Origin of the sequence: Xanthomonas cannabis (assembly GCF_040616535.1) — a bacterium.
Taxonomy (GTDB): domain Bacteria; phylum Pseudomonadota; class Gammaproteobacteria; order Xanthomonadales; family Xanthomonadaceae; genus Xanthomonas; species Xanthomonas cannabis.
Genome location: NZ_CP136580.1, coordinates 3759266 through 3779205, shown reverse-complemented (window position 1 = coordinate 3779205; position 19940 = coordinate 3759266). Strand labels below are relative to the sequence as shown.

Genomic DNA, 19940 nt, shown 5'->3' with positions numbered 1-19940 from the left:
GCGGCCAATCCCGGTAGCATGTCGACCCCGGTGGTACCGGTCCGCAGTCCGTTCGCGAATCCCGACTCCCCAATCCCGAATCCCTGATCCTATGCGCGGCACCCTCTATATCGTTGCGGCCCCCTCGGGCGCCGGCAAGAGCAGCATCGTCAACGCCACCTTGGCGCGTGATCCCAAGATCGCCCTGTCGATCTCGTTCACCTCGCGCTCGCCGCGGCCGGGCGAGCGGCATGCCGAGCACTACCATTTCGTCTCCGCCGACGAGTTCCAGGGCATGATCGAGGCGGGCGACTTTTTCGAGTACGCGCTGGTGCATGGCGACTGGAAGGGCACTGCGCGGCAGTCGGTGGAGCCGCAGCTGGCCGCCGGGCACGACGTGTTGCTGGAGATCGACTGGCAGGGCGCGCGCCAGGTGCGCCAGAAGGTGCCCGATGCGGTGAGCGTGTTCATCCTGCCGCCGTCGCGCCAGGCGCTGGACGAGCGCATGCGCAAGCGCGGGCAGGACAGTGAGGACGTGATGGCACAGCGTCTGGCTGCCGCGCGCGAGGAGATGCTGCATTTCGAAGAGTTCGACTACGTGATCATCAACGAGACCTTCGACACCGCCGTGTCGGAGATGTGCGCCATCTTCACCGCCAGCCGCTTGCGCCGGCAGGCGCAGCAGCAGCGGCATGCCGGGCTGATCCAGGCCTTGCTGGACTGAGCGCATGCGTGAACGTCGCCCGCAGCGTGGGTGGCGTGGCGGGCACTGATCCGGCCATCCGGCAAGGCGCCGGCGGCTCATTCGGGCGCAGTGGACGCACTCAGCGGGTGGGCAGGGGGCCGGGTCTGCGCACCGGCAAGGATTTCTTGGCCTGGTGCACGGGTCCAAGTCGCTGATTCCAAAGGAAACTGAACGGCCATCGGTTGCCCGCTCGACCGCACAGGCGTACACTCCGCCCCCTTTCCCTCATTCGATGCGCGGCCGTTGCTGGTCGCCGGGAGCCCGCATGGCCCGCATTACCGTAGAAGATTGCCTGGAAGTCGTGAACAACCGTTTCGAGCTGGTCATGATGGCCTCCAAGCGCGCCCGTCAGCTCGCCAACGGCGTACAGCCGCTGATCGAAAACGCCGACGCCAGCGACAAGCCCACCGTGATGGCACTGCGCGAGATCGCCGCACGCCGGATCGACAACGCGCTGATCGACGAAGTCGAGAAAGCCGAGCGCGAGCGTGCCGAGCGCGAAGCACTGGAATGGGCCGCCGCCGAAGTGGTCGCCGACGAAGACATGTCCAAGAACGACGATTGATTGCCCGCGTCACGGTGATCGATTCGAACAGCCCGCATCCACGCGGGCTGTTTTCGTTTGGGGCTCCGGCAGTACGCCGGCGTGTGCAAACGTTTGCCGTCACTGCGCCGCTGGCATAGTCTTCCGCCATGAACCCAGGCCCCACTGCCCAGGCGACCGTCGTGACGTCTCCGTCTTCCGACCAGGCCATTCCCGACTACGTCCTGCACTTCGAACGCGCCGCCAGCTACCTGCCCAGGGAGCAGCTGCCGATCCTGCGCCGTGCCTGGGAGGTTGGCGCCACCGCGCATGCCGGCCAGACCCGTAAATCGGGCGAGCCCTACATCACCCATCCGGTGGCCGTGGCCGGCGTGCTGGCCGAGCTGGGCCTGGACATGGAATCGCTGATCGCCGCGATCCTGCACGACACCATCGAAGACACGCCGCTGACCCGCGAGGAGCTGGCGTCCGAATTCGGCGAAGCGGTGGCCGAGCTGGTCGATGGCGTCACCAAGCTGGACAAGCTCAAGTTTCGCGACCGCCAGGAAGCGGCGGCGGAAAGTTTCCGCAAGATGCTGCTGGCGATGTCGCGCGACCTGCGCGTGATCATGATCAAGCTGGCCGACCGCCTGCACAACATGCGCACGCTCGGCGCGCAGAGCACCGAAGCGCGTGGCCGTATCGCACGCGAGACGCTGGAGATCTACGCACCCATCGCCCAGCGCCTGGGCATGAGCCTGATCAAGTCCGAGCTGCAGAACCTGGGCTTCCGCGCGTTGTACCCATGGCGCCACGCCATCATCGAAAAGCACATCCGCAGCCAGCCGGTGGTGCGGCGCGAATCGATGGCGCAGGTGGAAGTGCAGCTGTCGCAGCGCCTGGCCAAGGAAGGGCTGGAACATCGGCTGGTCAGCCGCATCAAGACGCCCTGGAGCATCTATTCCAAGATGCACGAAGAGAACAAGTCCTTCGACCAGGTGATGGACGTGTTCGGCTTCCGTCTGGTGGTGCGCTCGGTGGCCGACTGTTACCACGCCCTCGGCGCGGTGCATGCCACCTTCAAGCCGCTGGACGGGCGCTTCCGCGATTTCATCGCGATCCCCAAGGCCAACGGCTACCAGTCGCTGCACACGGTGCTGTTCGGCCCCTACGGCTCGCCGATCGAAGTGCAGATCCGCACCGAAGAGATGGACCTGATCGCCGAACGCGGCGTGGCCGCGCATTGGACCTACAAGGTCGGCTCGGCTTCGCCCAATAGCGCGCAGAGCCGCGCGCACGACTGGATCGTGGAGCTGATCGATTCGCAGCGCGCCGCCGGCTCGTCGCTGGAGTTCCTGGACAACGTCAAGGTGGACCTGTTCCCGGACGAGGTCTATCTGTTCACGCCCAAGGGCAAGATCCTGGCGTTGCCGCGCAATTCCACTGCACTGGATTTCGCCTACGCGGTGCATACCGACGTGGGCAACCGCGCGGTGGCTTCGCGCGTGGACAAGAAGCTGGTACCGCTGCGCACCAAGCTGGTCAGCGGGCAGGCAGTGGAAATCATCACCGCGCGCTCAGCCACGCCCAAGCCGCAGTGGCTGGAATTTGTGGTCAGCAGCAAGGCGCGCACCGCCATCCGCCACCAGCTCAAGCAGCTCGAGCACGAAGATGCCGTGCAGCTGGGCCACCGCATGCTCGATCGTGCGCTGGAGGCGATGGACTCTTCGCTGGAGCGGCTGCCCAAGGGCCGCCTGGACGCCTTCCTCAACGAGCATCGCTACCCACGCCTGGAAGCCTTGCTGGCCGATGTGGCGCTGGGCAACTGGATGCCGACCCAGGCCGCGCAGGCGTTGATGGCTTACGCGGAGTTGCGTGGTGGCGGCCACTCCAAGCATTCGCACGAAAAGATCCTGATCGACGGCAGCGAACGCGGCGTGATCAGCTTCGCCAACTGTTGCCAGCCGATTCCTGGCGACGAGATCATGGGCTACCACACCGCCGGCAAGGGCATCGTGGTGCACCGGCTGGATTGCCCGAACCTGGCCGAGCTGCGCAAGTCGCCCGAGCGCTGGGTGCCGATCGACTGGGATTCCAGCGTGACCGGGGACTACGACACCGCGCTGGTGGTGGAAGTGGAAAACCGCACCGGCGTGCTGGCGCAATTGGCCGCGGCCATTGCGCAGAGCCAGTCCAATATCGAACGCGTGGATTACCTGGACCGCGACTTCAATGCGGCCGTGCTGCGTTTCAATATTCAGGTGCGCGACCGCCGCCATCTGGCCGAAGTGATGCGCCGGCTGCGCCGCCTGCATGTGGTGCAGAGCGTGGGGCGGCAGTAAGAGCTGGCCGTCGTCAGTTAATCGCGGACGGTAGTCAGCAACTGCCGTGCATGCGTGGCAGATGTGGCGGAGGGTATCGCCCGCGCTCGCCTGCCGGTGAGCGCCGTCGTTTTGTTTGCCGCTCGACGTTGCTGCCGGTGAACATGCGCTTTATTCGTTGTGCTCAGGCAATCAACCGGTGCAGCGCCGGGTTGTCGTTGTCCTGCTTCCACACCAGATGCAATTCCACCGGCGTGGCCGGCGTTTCATCGCGCAGCGGCAGGTAGACGATGCCGGCGTAGCGCAGGCCGCTGGCGCCTTCCGGTACCAAGGCCATGCCCATGCCGCCGCGCACCAGCGCCAACACCGAATGGATCTGGCTGACGTACTGCACCGAGCACGGTGCGATGCCGCGTGCGCCGAACAGCTGCGCCAGCAGGTCGTAGAAATAGCGCGCTTCGTCTGGCGCGTAATTGACCAGTGGCTGGCCGTCGAAATCCTGCAGGCGCAGGCTGTCGTGTTGCGCCAGCGGCGAGTCTTCCGGCAGCGCGGCGATCAGCGGTTCGCGGGCCACGCAGCGGCTGTGCAGGCCCTGGCGCTGGATCGGCGGACGCAGCAGGCCGATATCCAGCCGGCCGGCGTCCAGCGCATCCAGCTGCGGCAGGCTGACCATTTCCTTGAGCTGCAGGTCCACATCCGGCGCTTCGCTGCGCCAGCGTGCAATCGCCTCGGGCAGGAAGCGGTAGCTGGCGCCGGCGGTAAAGCCCACCGATACGCTGCCGGCATCGCCGGTGCCGATCCGCCGTGCACGCAGGCCGGCGTTTTCGGCCATGCGCAGGATCGCGCGCGCTTCGGCCAGCAGGCTGCGCCCGGCCTGGGTCAGTCGCACATGCCGGCTATTGCGCTCCAGCAGCGCGGTGCCAACGCTGTGCTCCAGCAGCTGGATCTGCCGGCTCAGCGGCGGCTGGGTCATGTTCAGGCGCTCGGCCGCGCGCCGAAAGTGCAGCTCGTCGGCGACGGCCACAAAGCAACGCAGTTGCTGCAGATCGAACATGGCGAAGGTCTTGGCTGGCGAAGTGCTGGAATTGGATGCTGCACCCGCAACATCTGCGCATCGCCAGTGCCGATGAATGGGCGCATGGGCAGGCGTGGAGTGGCTGACGGGCGCAACCATTGGTAATTACAAAGGCTCAAGAAAACCGTTGCAAAGCAGTCATTTGCGGTTCATTGCAGCGGCTGGTGATGCGATTGATTCAATTGATGTATCAAACAATACGTCCTTTGGTTTGGACCGGCAACGATCTGCCGTCCCAGGATCAATCGCATCCCCCGCCCAGGAGCGTTTGCCCAATGAGCAGCAGATACACACCGACCGAAATGGCCCAGGCGCTTGGCGCCGGGTTGCTGTCGTTTCCGGTCACCCATTTCGATGCCGAGTTGGCCTTCGACGAGCCGGCCTACCGCAGCAACCTGGACTGGCTGTCCTCGCATCCGGCTGCCGGCCTGTTCGCCGCCGGCGGCACTGGCGAGCTGTTTTCGCTGACGCTGGACGAAGTGAACCGCGCGGTGCGTGCCGCCGTGACCCAGACCGCCGGGCGCATGCCGGTGATTGCGCCGGCCGGCTACGGCACTTCGATCGCGATCGAGATGGCGCAGGCCGCCGAACGCAACGACGCCGACGGCATCCTGCTGTTTCCGCCGTACCTGACCGAGTGCGATGCCGACGGCGTGGCCGAGCATGTCGAGCGCGTGTGCAAGGCGACCTCGCTGGGCGTGATCGTCTACGGCCGCGCCAACGCCCGGCTCGACGATGTGACGCTGGCGCGCGTGGCCGAGCGTTGCCCCAACCTGGTGGGCTACAAGGACGGCATCGGCGATGTGGACCGCATGACCCGCATCTACGCGCGCCTGGGCGACCGCTTGCTGTACGTGGGCGGCCTGCCCACCGCCGAAACCTTCGCGCTGCCGTATCTGGAAATGGGCGTCACCACGTATTCGTCGGCCATCTTCAATTTCCTCCCCGAATGGGCGTTGGACTTCTACGCTGCCGTGCGCGCGCGCGACCACGCCACCATCTACCGCGAGCTCAACGACTTCGTGTTGCCGTACACGGTGCTGCGCAATCGCCGCGCCGGCTATGCGGTGTCCATTGTCAAGGCCGGCATGCGCGCGGTCGGCCGCCCGGCCGGGCCGGTGCGCACGCCGCTGGCGGACCTGACCGATGAAGAATCCGCGCAGCTCAAGCAACTGATCGGAGGGCGCCGCTGATGCATGCCATCACAGGTCAATCGCTGATCGGGCGGCGCTGCGTGCAAGGCACCGGCGCACACTTTCATGGCGTGGATGCGGCCAGCGGCGAATCGCTGCAGCCGGCTTTTGGCTCGGTGAGCGCGCAGGAGCTGGAGCAGGCTTGCGCGTTGGCGCAGTCGGCCTTCGACACTTACCGCGAAACCACGCTGGAAGCACGCGCGGTCTTTCTGGAAACTATTGCCGAGCAGATCCTGGCGCTGGGCGATGCCTTGATCGACCGCGCCATGCGCGAAAGCGGGCTGCCGCGCGCCCGGCTCGAAGGCGAGCGCGGTCGCACGGTCGGGCAGCTGCGCCTGTTCGCCACCGTGGTGCGCGAAGGCAGCTGGTTGCAGGCGCGCATCGACCCGGCATTGCCGCAGCGCACGCCGTTGCCGCGTGCGGATCTGCGCCAGCGGCATATCGCGCTGGGGCCGGTAGCAGTGTTCGGTGCTAGCAATTTCCCGCTGGCGTTTTCGGTGGCTGGCGGCGATACGGTGTCGGCGCTGGCGGCCGGATGTCCGGTGGTGGTCAAGGCGCATGGCGCGCATCCGGGCACCTCCGAACTGATGGGCCGCGCGATCCAGGCGGCCGTGGCGCAATGCGACCTGCCCGAGGGTGTGTTCTCGCTGCTGTTCGACGCAGGCATCGAGATCGGTACGCAGCTGGTGGCCGATGCACGCATCAAGGCGGTGGGCTTCACCGGCTCGCGCGCTGGCGGCCTGGCGCTGGTCAAGATCGCTGCCGCCCGCCGCGAGCCGATTCCGGTGTACGCGGAAATGAGTGCGATCAACCCGGTGTACCTGTTGCCGCAGGCATTACAGGCGCGCGCGCAGACCCTGGGCAAGGCCTTCGTCGGTTCGCTGACCCTGGGGGCCGGGCAGTTCTGCACCAATCCCGGCTTGCTGCTGGCCGTCGATTCTCCGGCGGTGGATGCCTTTATCGCGTCTGCGACACAGGCGCTGCAGGACGTCTCGCCGGCGGCGATGCTGACCGCAGGCATCGGCGATGCCTTTGCGCAAGGCGTCCAACGCCTGGCGGCACATCCACAGGTCGCCACGCTGGCGCGCGGCGCTGCGGCGGAATCCGGGCGCTGCCCGGCTGCGTTGTTCGGCACCGATGCCGATGCATTTCTGGCCGACGAGGCACTGCAAGCCGAAGTGTTCGGTGCCTCGTCGTTGCTGGTCCGCTGCAGGGATATCGATCAGCTGCGCGCGCTGAGCGAGCACCTGGAAGGCCAGCTCACCGCCACCTTGCACATGGATGCCGACGACACCGCGCTGGCTGCCACGCTGCTGCCGGTGCTGGAGCGCAAGGCCGGCCGCATCCTGGTCAACGATTGGCCGACCGGCGTGGAGGTCTGTCACGCCATGGTGCACGGTGGCCCGTCCCCGGCCACCTCCGACAGCCGTAGCACCTCGGTGGGCACGCTGGCGATCAATCGCTTCCTGCGGCCGGTCTGCTACCAGGACCTGCCCGCCGCATTGCTGCCTGCTGCCGTGGCGCACGGCAATCCGCTCGGCGTGTGGCGACGCGTCGACGGCGCACTGGGGCACGACTGACAGCACCGGCGGCAACCATGCCTGAGGCGTGCCGGAGGAGGGTCCGGCATGCCAGCTGCAGGCGCCATTTGGAGTACCGAAGCGCACTGCGCTTCCATCGTCATAGGTGAGGAACGATGATGGCTACCGATTCAACGACCGTCGGTTCGACGACAGTTCCGCGCAGGCGCTATTTGATCCTGCTGATGTTGTTCGTGGTGACCACGATCAACTATGCCGATCGCGCCACCTTGTCCATCGCCGGTTCCGCGGTCCAGGATGCGCTGGGCATCGACGCGCTGCAGATGGGCTTCATCTTCTCTGCGTTCGGTTGGGCGTATGTGGCCGGGCAGATTCCCGGTGGCTGGCTGCTCGACCGCTTCGGCTCGCGCCGCGTGTATGGCCTGTCGCTGCTGATCTGGTCGGTATTCACGGCGTTGCAGGGCTTCATCGGCTGGGTGCCGGTGGCCTGGGCGGTCACCACGTTGTTCGTGCTGCGATTTTTGGTCGGCATTGCCGAAGCGCCGTCGTTCCCGGGCAATAGCCGCATCGTGGCGGCCTGGTTTCCCACTGCCGAGCGCGGCCTGGCCGCGTCCATCTTCAATTCCGCGCAGTACTTCGCCACGGTGGCATTTGCGCCGCTGATGGGCTGGCTGGTGCATGCCTGGGGTTGGGAGCACGTGTTCCTGGTGATGGGCGGCGTGGGTGTGTTGCTGGCAGCGCTATGGCGCAAGACCATCTACGCACCGCGCGAACATCCGCGCCTGAGCGCACAGGAGCTGCACTACATCCAGCGCAACGGCGCACTGGTGGACATGGAGCAGGGCAACAAGCCCGGCACTCAGCCCAAAGGCACCCAGTGGCATTACGCCAAGCAACTGCTGTGCAACCGCATGTTGCTGGGCGTGTATATCGGCCAGTACTGCATCACCACGCTGACGTATTTCTTCCTGACCTGGTTCCCGGTGTACCTGGTCAAGGAGCGCGGCATGTCGATCCTGGAAGCGGGCTTCGTGGCCTCGCTGCCGGCGGTGTGCGGCTTCATCGGTGGCGTGCTGGGCGGCTATGTGTCCGACCGCATGGTGCGGCGCGGCTATTCGCTCACCGTCTCGCGCAAGACGCCGATCGTGATCGGCATGCTGATGTCGGTGACGATGATCGGCTGCAACTACGTGCAGGCCGAATGGATGGTGGTCGGGCTGATGGCGCTGGCGTTCTTCGGCAAGGGGATTGGCGCGCTGGGCTGGGCGGTGGTGGCCGACACCTCGCCCAAGGAGATCGCCGGCTTGTCCGGTGGCCTGTTCAACACCTTCGGCAACATCGCCGGCATCACCACGCCAATCGTCATTGGCTACATCGTCTCCACCACCGGCAGCTTCGAGTGGGCCCTGGTGTTCGTCGGGCTCAACGCATTGCTGGCGGTGGTGTCCTATCTGGTGATCGTGGGCGACATCAAGCGCGTGGAACTGAAGGCGCCTCCCGGCGGCCCGTCCATGCCCGTGCCCGCACCGCTGTGACCATCCTCGGAGAATCCTCATGACCATCCACACATCACCTGCAGCCATCGGCACCACGCCGCGCATCACCGACGTGCGCGTGGTGCCGGTCGCCGGGCAGGACAGCATGCTGCTCAATCTCAGTGGCGCGCATGCGCCGTACTTCACCCGCAACGTGCTGGTGCTGCGCGATTCGTCCGGGCGCACCGGCGTGGGCGAGGTGCCTGGCGGCGCTGCCATTGCCGGGTTGTTGAACGAAGCGGCCGCACTCGTGCGTGGCCGCTCCATCGCCGAGTATCAGCGCATCCTCAATCAGGTACGCACCGCCTTCGCCGACCGCGACAGTGCCGGGCGTGGGCTGCAGACCTTCGACCTGCGCATCACCATCCACGCAGTGACCGCAATCGAAGCGGCCTTGCTGGATCTGCTGGGGCAATTCCTGGATCAACCGGTCGCTGCGCTGCTCGGCGAAGGCCAGCAGCGTGATGCGGTGGACGTATTGGGCTACCTGTTTTTCATCGGCGACCGCCGCAAGACCGGGCTCGATTACCGCGACGGCAGCGATGCAAGCGATGCCTGGGAAGCGGTGCGCGACCAGGAAGCCTTGACCCCGGCAGCGGTGGTGCGGCTGGCGGAAGCCGCATATGAAAAATACGGCTTCCGCGATTTCAAGCTCAAGGGCGGCGTGCTGCGCGGGGAAGACGAAATCGAGGCCATCCACGCCCTGCATACGCGCTTTCCGCAGGCGCGCATCACGCTCGATCCCAACGGCGCATGGTCGTTGCAGCAGGCCATCGCGCTGTGCCGCGACATGCACGGGGTCATGGCGTATGCGGAGGACCCGTGCGGGGCCGAGCAGGGCTATTCCGGGCGCGAAGTCATGGCCGAATTCCGCCGCGCCACCGGCCTGCCCACCGCCACCAACATGATCGCCACCGACTGGCGGCAGATGGGGCACGCCATCCAGCTGCAGTCGGTGGACATCCCGCTGGCAGATCCGCATTTCTGGACGCTGCAGGGCTCGGTGCGGGTGGCGCAACTGTGCCGCGACTGGGGCCTGACCTGGGGCTCGCATTCCAACAACCATTTCGATATTTCGCTGGCGATGTTCACCCACGTGGCGGCCGCAGCGCCGGGGCAGGTGACGGCGATCGATACGCACTGGATCTGGCAGGACGGCCAACGGTTGACGCGCAACCCGTTGCAGATTGCAGGCGGCCAGATCCAGGTGCCGGCCAAGCCCGGCCTGGGTGTGGAACTGGACCTGGATGCACTGGACGCGGCGCATCGCACCTATCAAAGCCTGGGCCTGGGCGCGCGCGATGACGCGGCCGCCATGCAGGCGCTGATTCCCAACTGGACCTTCGACAACAAGCGGCCGTGCCTGGTGCGCTGAAGCGTGCCGACGCCTGCTGCCCGCGCCTGGGCAGCAGCGCCTGACCGCGTGGTCACCGCAGGTGGAGAACCGAGCAATGAAAAGCATGATGGCACTCAGCGGCGCGGCGCTGCTGGCGGTCGGTGCGGGCGGCCGTGCGCGGGCGCAGGAACCGGACGCGGGATTCTGGAACGGCGCAACGGCCGAGGTCACCGCGCTCAACTTCTACTACAACCGCGATTTCCGCAGCGGCGAGGGGCAGGGCAAGCGCGCCGAATGGGCACAGGGCTTCGTGGTGGATGCCAAGAGCGGTTACACGCGCGGCCCGATCGGTGCCGGGCTGGATCTGCTCGGCATCGGCGACTTCAAGCTCGATGGCGTGCGTGCCGAAGGCGGCACCGGGCTGCTGCCCAACAACGACGACGGGACCGCGCAACATGCGTTGGTGCGCGTGGCACCCACGCTCAAGCTGCGCGCCTCGCAGACCGAGTTGAAATGGGGCAGCTTCATTCCCAACGAGCCGCTGGTACGCGCCAGCATCACCCGCATCATGCCGGAGACGTTTCAGGGCGTGACGCTGGAATCCAAGGACATCCCCAAGCTCGACCTGCTGCTTGCCCGCTTCACCAGCGCCTGGTACCGCGATGGGGACTCGCGCGTGCCGATCACCTTGACCAACAAGAACCGGCGCTTTCTGGGCACGCCGGATTCGGATGCGCTCAACCTGGTATCGGCGACCTACACGCTGGTGCCCGGAACGCAGCTGCGCTATCAGGGCGCGGTGATGGAAGACATCTACCGCCAGCAGCTCTACAACCTGATCCAGACGCACACGTTCGGCAAGGACCAACTACGTCTCGACCTGCGCTACTTCCGCACCGACGACATCGGCCAGTCACGTGCCGGCCTGATCGACAACCGCATGTTTAGCAGCATGCTGTCCTGGCGCACGGGTGGGCACGAAATCGGTGCCGGCTATCAAAAACTGAGCGGCCCCAGCGCCATGCCGTGGCCGGGCGGCACTGACGGCAATGTCTTCAACTGGACCTTCATCAACGACTTTCTCGAACGCGGCGAACGCAGCTGGCAGCTGCGCTACAGCATCGATGGCAAGAGCATCGGCATCCCCGGGCTCAGCATCATGGCGCGCTATATCAGCGGCGACAGTGCACGCCCGGCAACCTATGCGGGCGAAGGCCGCGAATGGGCGCGCGATGTGTTGACCACGTATCAATTCCAGGGCGAGCGTTTCAAGCATGTGAGCGTCATCTGGTTCAACGGCACCTTCCGCTCCAATTACCAGCGCAATGTCGATGAAAACCGCCTGATCCTGCAGTACCAGCGCCAGTTCGACAGCCCCGACCGGTAATGCAGTCCACCCCACGTTTGCAAGGTAGCCCCACGATGTCCGCAACCCCGCAACCCACCCGTTGGCTCAGCATCCGCGCCCATGCGCGCGACAATGTCGCCATCGTCGTCAACGATGACGGCGCGCCGGCCGGTGCCACCTTCGCCGATGGCTTGACCGCCATCGAGCACATTCCGCAAGGCCACAAGATCGCGCTGGTGGACCTGCCCGCAGGTGCGGCGGTGATCCGCCTGGGCGCGGTGATCGGTACCGCCAACGCCGACATCGCGCGCGGCGCGTGGGTCAGCGAGCAGCTGCTGGCGATGCCCGAGGCCCCAGAGCTGGCCGCACTGGATCTGGCGCTGCACCCCGCGCCGGAGCCTGAGCCGCTTCACGGCTACACCTTCCAGGGCTACCGCAACCGCGACGGCAGCGTGGGCACGCGCAACATCCTGGGCATCATGACCAGCGTGCAATGCGTGGTCGGCGTGCTCGGTCACGCGGTGGAGCGCATTCGTACCGAGCTGCTGCCCAGGTATCCCAATGTCGATGATGTGGTGGCGATCAATCACGTCTACGGCTGCGGCGTGGCGATCACCGCACCGGAGGCGATCATTCCCATCCGCACGCTGCGCAATATCGCGCGCAGCCCCAACTTCGGTGGGCAGGCGCTGATCGTTGGGCTTGGCTGCGAAAAGCTCGCCCCCGAACGCCTGCTCCCGGACGATGCCAGCGCCGACGACAGCGGCGTCTACCGGCTGCAGGAAGCCAGCCTGGGCTTTGCCGACATGGTTAGCTCGATCATGACCATGGCCGAAGAACGGCTGCGCCATCTGGATACCCGCCGCCGCGAAACCGTGCCGGCCAGCGAGCTGGTGGTAGGCATGCAGTGCGGCGGCAGCGATGCGTTTTCCGGCGTCACCGCCAACCCGGGTCTGGGCGTGGCCGCCGACCTGCTGGTGCGGGCCGGCGCCACGGTGATGTTCTCCGAAAACACCGAAGTGCGCGACGGCATCCACCTGCTGGTGCCGCGCGCGGCCAATGCCGATGTGGCCAAGGCGCTGGTGCGCGAAATGGCCTGGTACGACGGCTATCTGGCGCGCGGCCAGGCCGACCGTAGCGCCAACACGACACCGGGCAACAAGAAAGGCGGGCTGGCCAACATCGTGGAAAAGGCGATGGGCTCGATCGCCAAGTCCGGCTCCTCCCCGATCAATGGCGTGGTGCCGCCGGGCGAGCGCGTCAAAGGGCGCGGCCTGCAGTACTGCGCCACCCCGGCCAGCGACTTTGTCTGCGGCACGCTGCAGGTGGCGGCCGGCATGAACCTGCATGTATTCACCACCGGGCGCGGCACGCCTTACGGCCTGGGCATGGTCCCGGTGATCAAGGTCGCCACTCGCAGCGAACTGGCGCAACGCTGGTCCGACCTGATGGACATCGATGCCGGCGGCGTCGCCACCGGCACCAAGACGCTGGAACAGCTGGGCTGGGAGTTGTTCCAGCGCTATCTGGATGTGGCCAGCGGCCAGCGCACCTGGACCGAGCACCACCGCCTGCACAACGACCTGGCGCTGTTCAATCCGGCGCCGATTACCTAGTCCTGGCCCTCTCACGGGAGAAGGCGCGCCTCCCTTCTCCCATCGGGACATTGTCCCCCTTCATGGGGGAAAAGGTGCCCCGAAGGGGCGGATGAGGGTACGGGCGCAGCCTCACGCACTACGTCACAGGCGTCCAGCAGCGCACACCCACAGCCTCACTGAAGCCGTGGCGCGCGCGAGCGAAAGCCAGCCGCAACCAATACCACGGCAAGACGCCCAGTCCACCGAGCAACGCGCCGCTAGTCCGCCAGCTACCGCCCGCGCGCAGCCATCCCTCATTCCCCCATTCGCCCGTCAACCGCATGCGCCGATACAATGCGCGTTCGTTTTCAGCGTTGACGGAGTCGCCATGTCCCAGATCATCCATACCGACCAGGCGCCCGCCGCCATCGGCCCGTATTCGCAGGCCGTACGTGCCGGCAACACCGTGTATTTCTCCGGCCAGATTCCGCTGGACCCGGCCACCGGCGAGATCGTGCCGGGCGATATCGGTGCGCAGGCACGTCGCGCGTTCGACAACCTCAAGGCGGTGGCCGAAGCGGCCGGCGGCTCGCTCGACAAGATCGTGCGCCTGGGCCTGTACCTCACCGACCTCGGCCAGTTCGCCGCCGTCAATGCGGTGATGCAGGACTATTTCCAGGCCCCGTTCCCCGCGCGTTCCACAATCGAAGTGTCCGGCCTGCCCAAGGGCGCCGGCTTCGAAGTCGATGCGGTGATGGTGCTCGAGTGATCGTGCGCAACTGAGCCGATTCGATCCGTCGTGCCGCGCGCGCGTCCCGCTACTCCGGCCCTGGCCGTCGCCGGCCAGGCCTCGCTCGCCAGCCTGCCCGGGGTCGGCCCGAAAGTGGCCGAGAAATTTGCCGCGCGCGGCATCCTGAGCGTGCAGGACCTGTGGCTGCATCTGCCGCTACGCTATGAAGACCGCACCCGCCTGACCACGATCGCGCAGCTGCAGAGCGGCGTGCCGGCGCAGATCGAAGGGCGGGTCGATGCGGTGGAACGCGGCTTCCGCTTCCGCCCGGTGCTGCGCGTGGCGGTCTCGGACGACTCGCACGGCAGCGTGGTCCTGCGCTTCTTCCATTTCCGCGCCGCACAGGTGGCGCAGTTTGCCGTTGGCACGCGCGTGCGCGTGTTCGGCACCCCCAAGCCCGGCCAGCAGGGCTGGGAAATCGTGCACCCCGGTTATCGCGTGCTCGCCCCGGGCGAGGATGCCGGCCTGGGCGACAGCCTGGACCCGGTCTATCCGGTGCTCGAAGGTGTCGGCCCGGCCACGTTGCGCAAGCTCATCGGCCAGGCGCTGGAGCGTCTGCCGCCGGAAGCGGCGCTGGAATTGCTGCCGCCGCACTGGCTGCAGGACGAGCAACTGCCATCGCTGCGCGAGGCATTGCTGACCATGCATCGCCCGCCGGTGAATACCGACCCGCAGCAGTTGCTTGCCGGCGGTCACCCCGCCCAGCAACGCCTGGCCATCGAAGAACTGCTGGCACACCAGCTCAGCCTGCGTCGCCAGCGCATCGCGCTGCAGCGGTTTCATGCGCCGGTGTTGCCCGGCAATGGCACGTTGGTGCAGCAATTGCGCAGCGTGTTGCCGTTCCAGCTCACCGGCGCGCAACAACGCGTGTTCGCACAGATCGCGCACGACCTTGCGCAGCCATCGCCGATGCTGCGACTGGTGCAGGGCGATGTCGGCAGCGGCAAGACCGTGGTTGCTGCACTGGCGGCGATGCTGGCGGTGGAGCAGGGCAAACAGGTCGCACTCGCCGCGCCCACCGAACTGCTGGCCGAGCAGCATCTCACCAATCTGCGCGGCTGGCTGGAGCCGTTGGGCGTGCGCATCGTCTGGCTGGCCGGCAAGGTCACCGGCAAGGCGCGCGCTGCGGCGATGGCCGAGGTCGCCTCCGGCCAGGCGCAGGTGGTGGTGGGCACGCACGCACTGATGCAGGAGGCGGTGGTCTTCCATGACCTGGCGTTGGCCATCATCGATGAGCAGCACCGCTTCGGCGTGCACCAGCGCCTGGCATTGCGCGACAAGGGTGCAGGCGCCGGCAGCGTGCCGCATCAGCTAGTGATGACCGCCACGCCGATCCCGCGCACGCTGGCGATGTCGACCTACGCCGATCTGGACGTCTCGTCCATCGACGAACTACCGCCCGGCCGCACGCCGGTGCAGACCATCGTGCTGAGCGCAGAACGCCGCCCCGAGTTGGTCGAACGCATCCGCGCCGCCTGCGCCGAAGGACGGCAGGCGTACTGGGTGTGCACACTGATCGAAGAAAGCGAAGACCCCGGCAAGGGTGCGCCAAACGGGCCGCCACGCATCGAAGCGCAGGCCGCAGAGGTCACCTTCGAGGCCTTGTCGGCGCAACTGCCCGGCGTGCGCGTCGCACTCGTGCATGGCCGCATGAAGCCGGCCGAAAAGCAAAAGGCCATGCTCGATTTCAAGCAGGGCCGCAGCGATCTGCTGGTTGCCACCACCGTGATCGAAGTCGGCGTGGACGTGCCCAATGCCTCGCTGATGATCATCGAAAATGCCGAGCGCCTGGGTCTGGCGCAGTTGCACCAGCTGCGCGGCCGGGTCGGGCGCGGCGCGGCCGCTTCCAGTTGCGTGCTGCTGTACCAGGGCCCGTTGTCGATGATGGCGCGCCAGCGTCTGGAAACCATGCGCCAGACCAACGACGGCTTCGTGATCGCGGAAAAGGACCTAGAGTTGCGCGGCCCCGGCGAACTGCTGGGCACACGGCAGACCGGCCTAGCCAGTTTCCGCATCGCCGACCTCGCACGTGACGCCGGCTTGCTACCGCGCGTGCAGGTGCTGGCCGAACGGCTGCTCGCCGACGCGCCGGAAATCGCCGACCGCGTCGTCGCGCGCTGGATCGGTGGCGCGGTACGGTATGCGGCCGCGTGAGCGGCGGGGAATCGGGAATCGGGATTAGGGAATCGTCAAAGCGGATTGCTGCGACCTGGGCGTCGTTGATTCGCGTGGCCGGCCGATCCTTGCGAAGATGCGGTAACGAATCCCGAATGCCCAATCCCGAATCCCATGACTGACAAGATACCGCTGCTGATCGACACCGACCCGGGCGTGGATGACGCGCTGGCGCTGCTGATGGCCTTCAACGACACCCGCCACGAGGTGGTCGGGCTGACCATCGCCGCCGGTAACGTCGGCCTGGATCACACCGTGCGCAACGCCTTGAAGGTCTGCGAGATCGCCGGGCGCACCGATGTGCCGGTCTACGCCGGCTGCCCGCAGCCGCTGCTGCACCCCTCGGTGGATGCGGCGCACGTGCACGGCATCGATGGCTTCGGCGACGTGGGTCTGGCACCGGCCAAGCGCACTGCCGAGGCCGAGCATGCGGCGCTCGCCATCCTGCGCCTGTCGCACGAACACGCCGGCGAGCTGCTGCTGGTCGCGCTTGGCCCGCTGACCAACCTTGCGCTGGCGCTCACCCTGGACCCGACCCTGCCGCAGCGCGTGGCACGGCTGGTGGTGATGGGGGGAGCGCTGACCGGGCACGGCAACATCACCGCGGCGGCCGAGTTCAACATCGGCTTCGACCCCGAGGCGGCGCACATCGTGTTCCGCGGCTTCCCGCAGTTCGACGTCGCCGACTGGGAGGCCACCATCGCGCACGGCCTGCTTCACCGGGACGTGGAGCAGTGGCTGGCCGCCGATACCCCCCGCGCCCGCTTCTACGAGGAAATCTCGCGCAAGACCCGGCTGTGGTCCGAAGACAGTCGCGGCGAGTACTGGTATGCGGCCGATGCGCTGGCCATGGCGTTCGCCCTGCATCCGGAAGGCGCGCAGAAGCTGGAGCAGCGCCCGGTGCACATCGAGCTGTCCGGCACGCATACCCGCGGCATGACCCTGGTGGACTGGAACCGCCAGGGTGGGGCGCCCGACAACGCCAACCTGCTGCTGGCCTATGACCTTCAGCAGTTCTACGGCCTGGTCGGAGCCGCCCTGGCCGCCAGTTAGGCCCGCCTTGCGCCGGGCAAGTGGGGGCCGCTATAATGCCCGGCTTATCCAGGCAGCCCGGCGCCAAGTCCATGAAAGATAACGTGCATCCCAACTACAAAGACGTCGTCTTTCACGACGTGACGTCCGATTTCAAGATTCTGACCCGTTCCACCATGAGCTCGAAAGAGACCGTGAAGTGGGAAGACGGCCAGGAATATCCGCTGGTCAAGGTGGAAATTTCCTCGGCGTCGCACCCGTTCTATACCGGCAAGCACAAGGTGATCGACACCGGCGGCCGTATCGACAAGTTCCAGAAGCGCTACGCGCGCTGAACTTGCAGGACGGGCTGTACCGGCAGCGGCCGCGCATTGCGCGGCCGTTGTTTTTTGGATCGCCCGCGCTTCGTTTGCGTGCCCCCGGCCAGTGCGTCTACGACTTCTGTCCAAGCGACGGCCAAAATGCTGCTGTGCGATAATAACGTGATCCGAGGCGACGCCTTGGACTTCCATCACGTGCCTGCCCATGTGGGATCAGGCGCCTTCCACTGAAGGAGCGTACACAGTGTCCGATCTTGATCAGGTCACGCTCAACGCCGGCGACAAGTCGGTCGTTCTGCCGGTTCTCAAGCCCACGCTGGGCAATGACTGCGTCGATATTTCCAAGCTGACCAAAGAAACCGGTCTGTTCACCTACGACTCGGGCTTCACCGCCACCGCCAGCTGCAAGTCGGCCATCACCTATATCGATGGCGACAATGGCGTGCTGTTGTACCGCGGCTATCCGATCGAACAGTTGGCCGAGAAGTCCAGCTTCCTGGAAGTTTCGTACCTGCTGATGAACGGCGAACTGCCGACGGCGGACGAATTCAAGAAGTTCGACCACGAAGTGACGCATCACACGATGATGCATGAGTCGCTGAAGAACTTCCTCGGCGGTTTCCGTCACGACGCGCACCCGATGGCCATGCTGGCCGGCTCGGTCGCTTCGCTGTCGGCGTTCTACCACGACACCCTGGACCTCAACGATCCGGAGCAGCGCCGTCAGGCCGCCATCCGTCTGATCGCCAAGGTGCCGACCCTGGCGGCTGCCGCGTACCGCTATTCGATCGGCTGGCCGATCCGCTACCCGCGCAACAACCTGAACTACGTCGACCGCTTCCTGCACATGATGTTCGAAGTGCCGAGCGAGCCGCTGGAGATCAACCCGGTCGTGGCCAAGGCGCTGGATCTGCTGTTCATCCTGCACGCCGACCACGAACAGAACGCCTCCACTTCGACGGTGCGCCTGGTCGGTTCGACCGGTGCCAACCCGTACGCGTCGGTGGCTGCCGGCATCACCGCACTGTGGGGCCCGGCACACGGCGGCGCCAACGAAGCGGTGCTGAAGATGCTCGAAGAGATCGGCACCGCCGATAACGTCGAGTCCGCCGTTGCCAAGGCCAAGGACAAGAACTCCTCGTTCCGTCTGATGGGCTTCGGTCACCGCGTCTACAAGAACTTCGACCCACGCGCCAAGATCATCCGCGAGATGACCCACAAGGTGCTGGGCGAGCTGGGCGTCAACGACCCGTTGCTGGAAGTGGCATTGAAGCTGGAAGAAGCCGCTCTGAAGGACGACTACTTCGTGCAGCGCAAGCTGTACCCCAACGTCGACTTCTACTCGGGCCTGATCTACAAGGCGCTCAATATCCCGGTGGAAATGTTCACCGTGATGTTCGCCATTGCGCGTACCGCCGGCTGGGTGTCGCATTGGCTGGAGCAGCAGGTCGACCCGGAAATGAAGATCGGCCGTCCGCGCCAGATCTACACCGGCTACGACAAGCGCGACTACACCGACAGCGCCAAGCGCTAAGCGGTTTCAAGTTGTCTGCGTAAGCAAACGCCCCGCACCGCGGGGCGTTTTGCGTCGTGGCTTGCGGTCTGCCGGATGAGTGACTGGGTCTGCACGCCTGGGCCCGGTGGCGCCGCGTGTTCGGTACGGCTCAGGGCAGTTGCTGTACGTAACCCTGGCGCTCGTCATCGGCCAGCAGCTGCCGCACCTGCGCCGCCGAGGCGCGCGGCATCGGTTTTTCGTCCAGCTGCGACAGCGGTGCCTGCCGCAATGCGTCGTAGGGCAGCACGGTCAGGTCGAAGGTGAGCTCCTCGGCACTGAACAGCCACACCGGGAAGTCGCCAGTGCGGTCGCGATCCAGGCGCAGACGGCGGGTGCGCGCCTCGGCCGGAATGCGGTGGTCTTCCAGAAACCGCTGCACCGCATCCGTATCGTCGCTATGCAGCTGCAATTGCACCGGCGCGTTCGCATCGGCGGTGCCGTCCAGCACCGGGCCGGTCAGTCGCGGCTGAAACGGGCTGAGAAATTCCAGTGCACGCACGGCGGCTTCGCGGCGTTGGCGTAGACGCACGCCATGCCCGGGTCCGGCGAACAAGCGTTGGTATTCGCGCAATGCATCTTCGATCTCGCGGTTGCGCGGCAACGAGGCATCGTCATGAATGCCGAGCCGGCTGGCGGCCTTGAGCTTGGCCTGATGAAAATCGCGGATACCGCCCTCGGCCATCAGGCGGGCGGCCTCATGCGCCAGACGATGGCGACGCTCCCGGGTGCGTGTATCGGCGTGCTCGCGTGCGTGTTGCATGACCCGGCTCCCCTGATGAACCCGGGTTCGACTCTACAACAGCTGCATGAAGACATGGCGAATGCGTCGCGCCATGTCGAGCACGAGCCGCGTCGTACTGCCGATTTCGCTCAATCAGGCAATCAGCCACAACGG

The 19940-nt window shown here is 66.2% G+C and carries 16 protein-coding genes; 14 read left to right on the top strand and 2 right to left on the bottom strand.

The window, feature by feature from the left end; genetic code table 11:
• The first annotated feature begins 91 nt into the window (after positions 1-91).
• From gmk to RZV17_RS15940, 3 genes are all read left to right on the top strand, one after another.
• Entirely contained in the window at positions 92-703 is a 612-nt protein-coding gene (gmk, locus tag RZV17_RS15950; protein WP_355604886.1) for a guanylate kinase, read from the top strand.
• Between the two features lie 286 nt (positions 704-989).
• Positions 990-1289 (top strand): DNA-directed RNA polymerase subunit omega, encoded by a 300-nt coding sequence (gene rpoZ, locus RZV17_RS15945; protein WP_002812428.1) that lies wholly within the window; start codon positions 990-992, stop codon positions 1287-1289.
• A gap of 128 nt (positions 1290-1417) precedes the next feature.
• Positions 1418-3589, top strand: coding sequence for a bifunctional (p)ppGpp synthetase/guanosine-3',5'-bis(diphosphate) 3'-pyrophosphohydrolase (locus RZV17_RS15940; RefSeq protein ID WP_104580719.1), 2172 nt, complete (start codon positions 1418-1420; stop codon positions 3587-3589).
• Between the two features lie 163 nt (positions 3590-3752).
• On the opposite strand, the gene RZV17_RS15935 is transcribed toward RZV17_RS15940, so the two are convergent.
• Complete coding sequence (locus RZV17_RS15935; protein WP_355604883.1) at positions 3753-4622, bottom strand: LysR family transcriptional regulator; 870 nt, start codon at positions 4620-4622, stop codon at positions 3753-3755.
• A 296-nt stretch (positions 4623-4918) separates the two neighbouring features.
• Here RZV17_RS15935 and kdgD point away from each other — a divergent pair, with 296 nt between their 5' ends.
• The 11 genes from kdgD to RZV17_RS15880 all read left to right on the top strand — a co-directional run bounded on the left by kdgD (position 4919) and on the right by RZV17_RS15880 (position 19024).
• Entirely contained in the window at positions 4919-5836 is a 918-nt protein-coding gene (gene kdgD, locus RZV17_RS15930) for a 5-dehydro-4-deoxyglucarate dehydratase (RefSeq protein WP_104580720.1), read from the top strand.
• The gene (locus RZV17_RS15925) at positions 5836-7416 is read left to right on the top strand and encodes an aldehyde dehydrogenase (NADP(+)) (protein ID WP_355604880.1); all 1581 of its coding nucleotides are present in this window, start codon (positions 5836-5838) and stop codon (positions 7414-7416) included. Before kdgD ends, RZV17_RS15925 begins: the two co-directional genes overlap by 1 nt.
• Before the next feature lie 116 nt (positions 7417-7532).
• Positions 7533-8912, top strand: a complete 1380-nt coding sequence (locus RZV17_RS15920; RefSeq protein WP_039409887.1) for an MFS transporter — start codon at positions 7533-7535, stop codon at positions 8910-8912.
• 19 nt (positions 8913-8931) lie between these two features.
• Positions 8932-10287: a glucarate dehydratase gene (gene gudD / locus RZV17_RS15915; RefSeq protein WP_355604876.1), complete on the top strand. Its 1356-nt coding sequence runs from the start codon at positions 8932-8934 to the stop codon at positions 10285-10287.
• Positions 10288-10363: 76 nt separating this feature from the next.
• Positions 10364-11635 (top strand): OprD family porin, encoded by a 1272-nt coding sequence (locus RZV17_RS15910; protein WP_355604874.1) that lies wholly within the window; start codon positions 10364-10366, stop codon positions 11633-11635.
• 35 nt (positions 11636-11670) lie between these two features.
• A complete protein-coding gene (gene garD / locus RZV17_RS15905; protein WP_355604871.1) occupies positions 11671-13212 on the top strand; it encodes a galactarate dehydratase in 1542 nt (513 codons plus the stop codon).
• Between the two features lie 349 nt (positions 13213-13561).
• The gene (locus RZV17_RS15900; protein WP_022972872.1) at positions 13562-13942 is read left to right on the top strand and encodes a RidA family protein; all 381 of its coding nucleotides are present in this window, start codon (positions 13562-13564) and stop codon (positions 13940-13942) included.
• Positions 13943-13972: 30 nt separating this feature from the next.
• On the top strand, positions 13973-16117 hold the full coding sequence (gene recG, locus RZV17_RS15895) for an ATP-dependent DNA helicase RecG (protein WP_355604867.1): 2145 nt from the start codon (positions 13973-13975) through the stop codon (positions 16115-16117).
• A gap of 135 nt (positions 16118-16252) precedes the next feature.
• Positions 16253-17191, top strand: coding sequence for a nucleoside hydrolase (locus RZV17_RS15890; protein ID WP_228314874.1), 939 nt, complete (start codon positions 16253-16255; stop codon positions 17189-17191).
• Between the two features lie 71 nt (positions 17192-17262).
• Entirely contained in the window at positions 17263-17505 is a 243-nt protein-coding gene (locus tag RZV17_RS15885) for a type B 50S ribosomal protein L31 (protein ID WP_039409907.1), read from the top strand.
• 229 nt (positions 17506-17734) lie between these two features.
• Complete coding sequence (locus RZV17_RS15880) at positions 17735-19024, top strand: citrate synthase (RefSeq protein ID WP_039409911.1); 1290 nt, start codon at positions 17735-17737, stop codon at positions 19022-19024.
• A 130-nt stretch (positions 19025-19154) separates the two neighbouring features.
• Here the strand turns inward: RZV17_RS15880 and RZV17_RS15875 are convergent, their stop codons facing one another.
• Complete coding sequence (locus RZV17_RS15875) at positions 19155-19805, bottom strand: hypothetical protein (protein WP_047695640.1); 651 nt, start codon at positions 19803-19805, stop codon at positions 19155-19157.
• Positions 19806-19940: the final 135 nt, after the last annotated feature.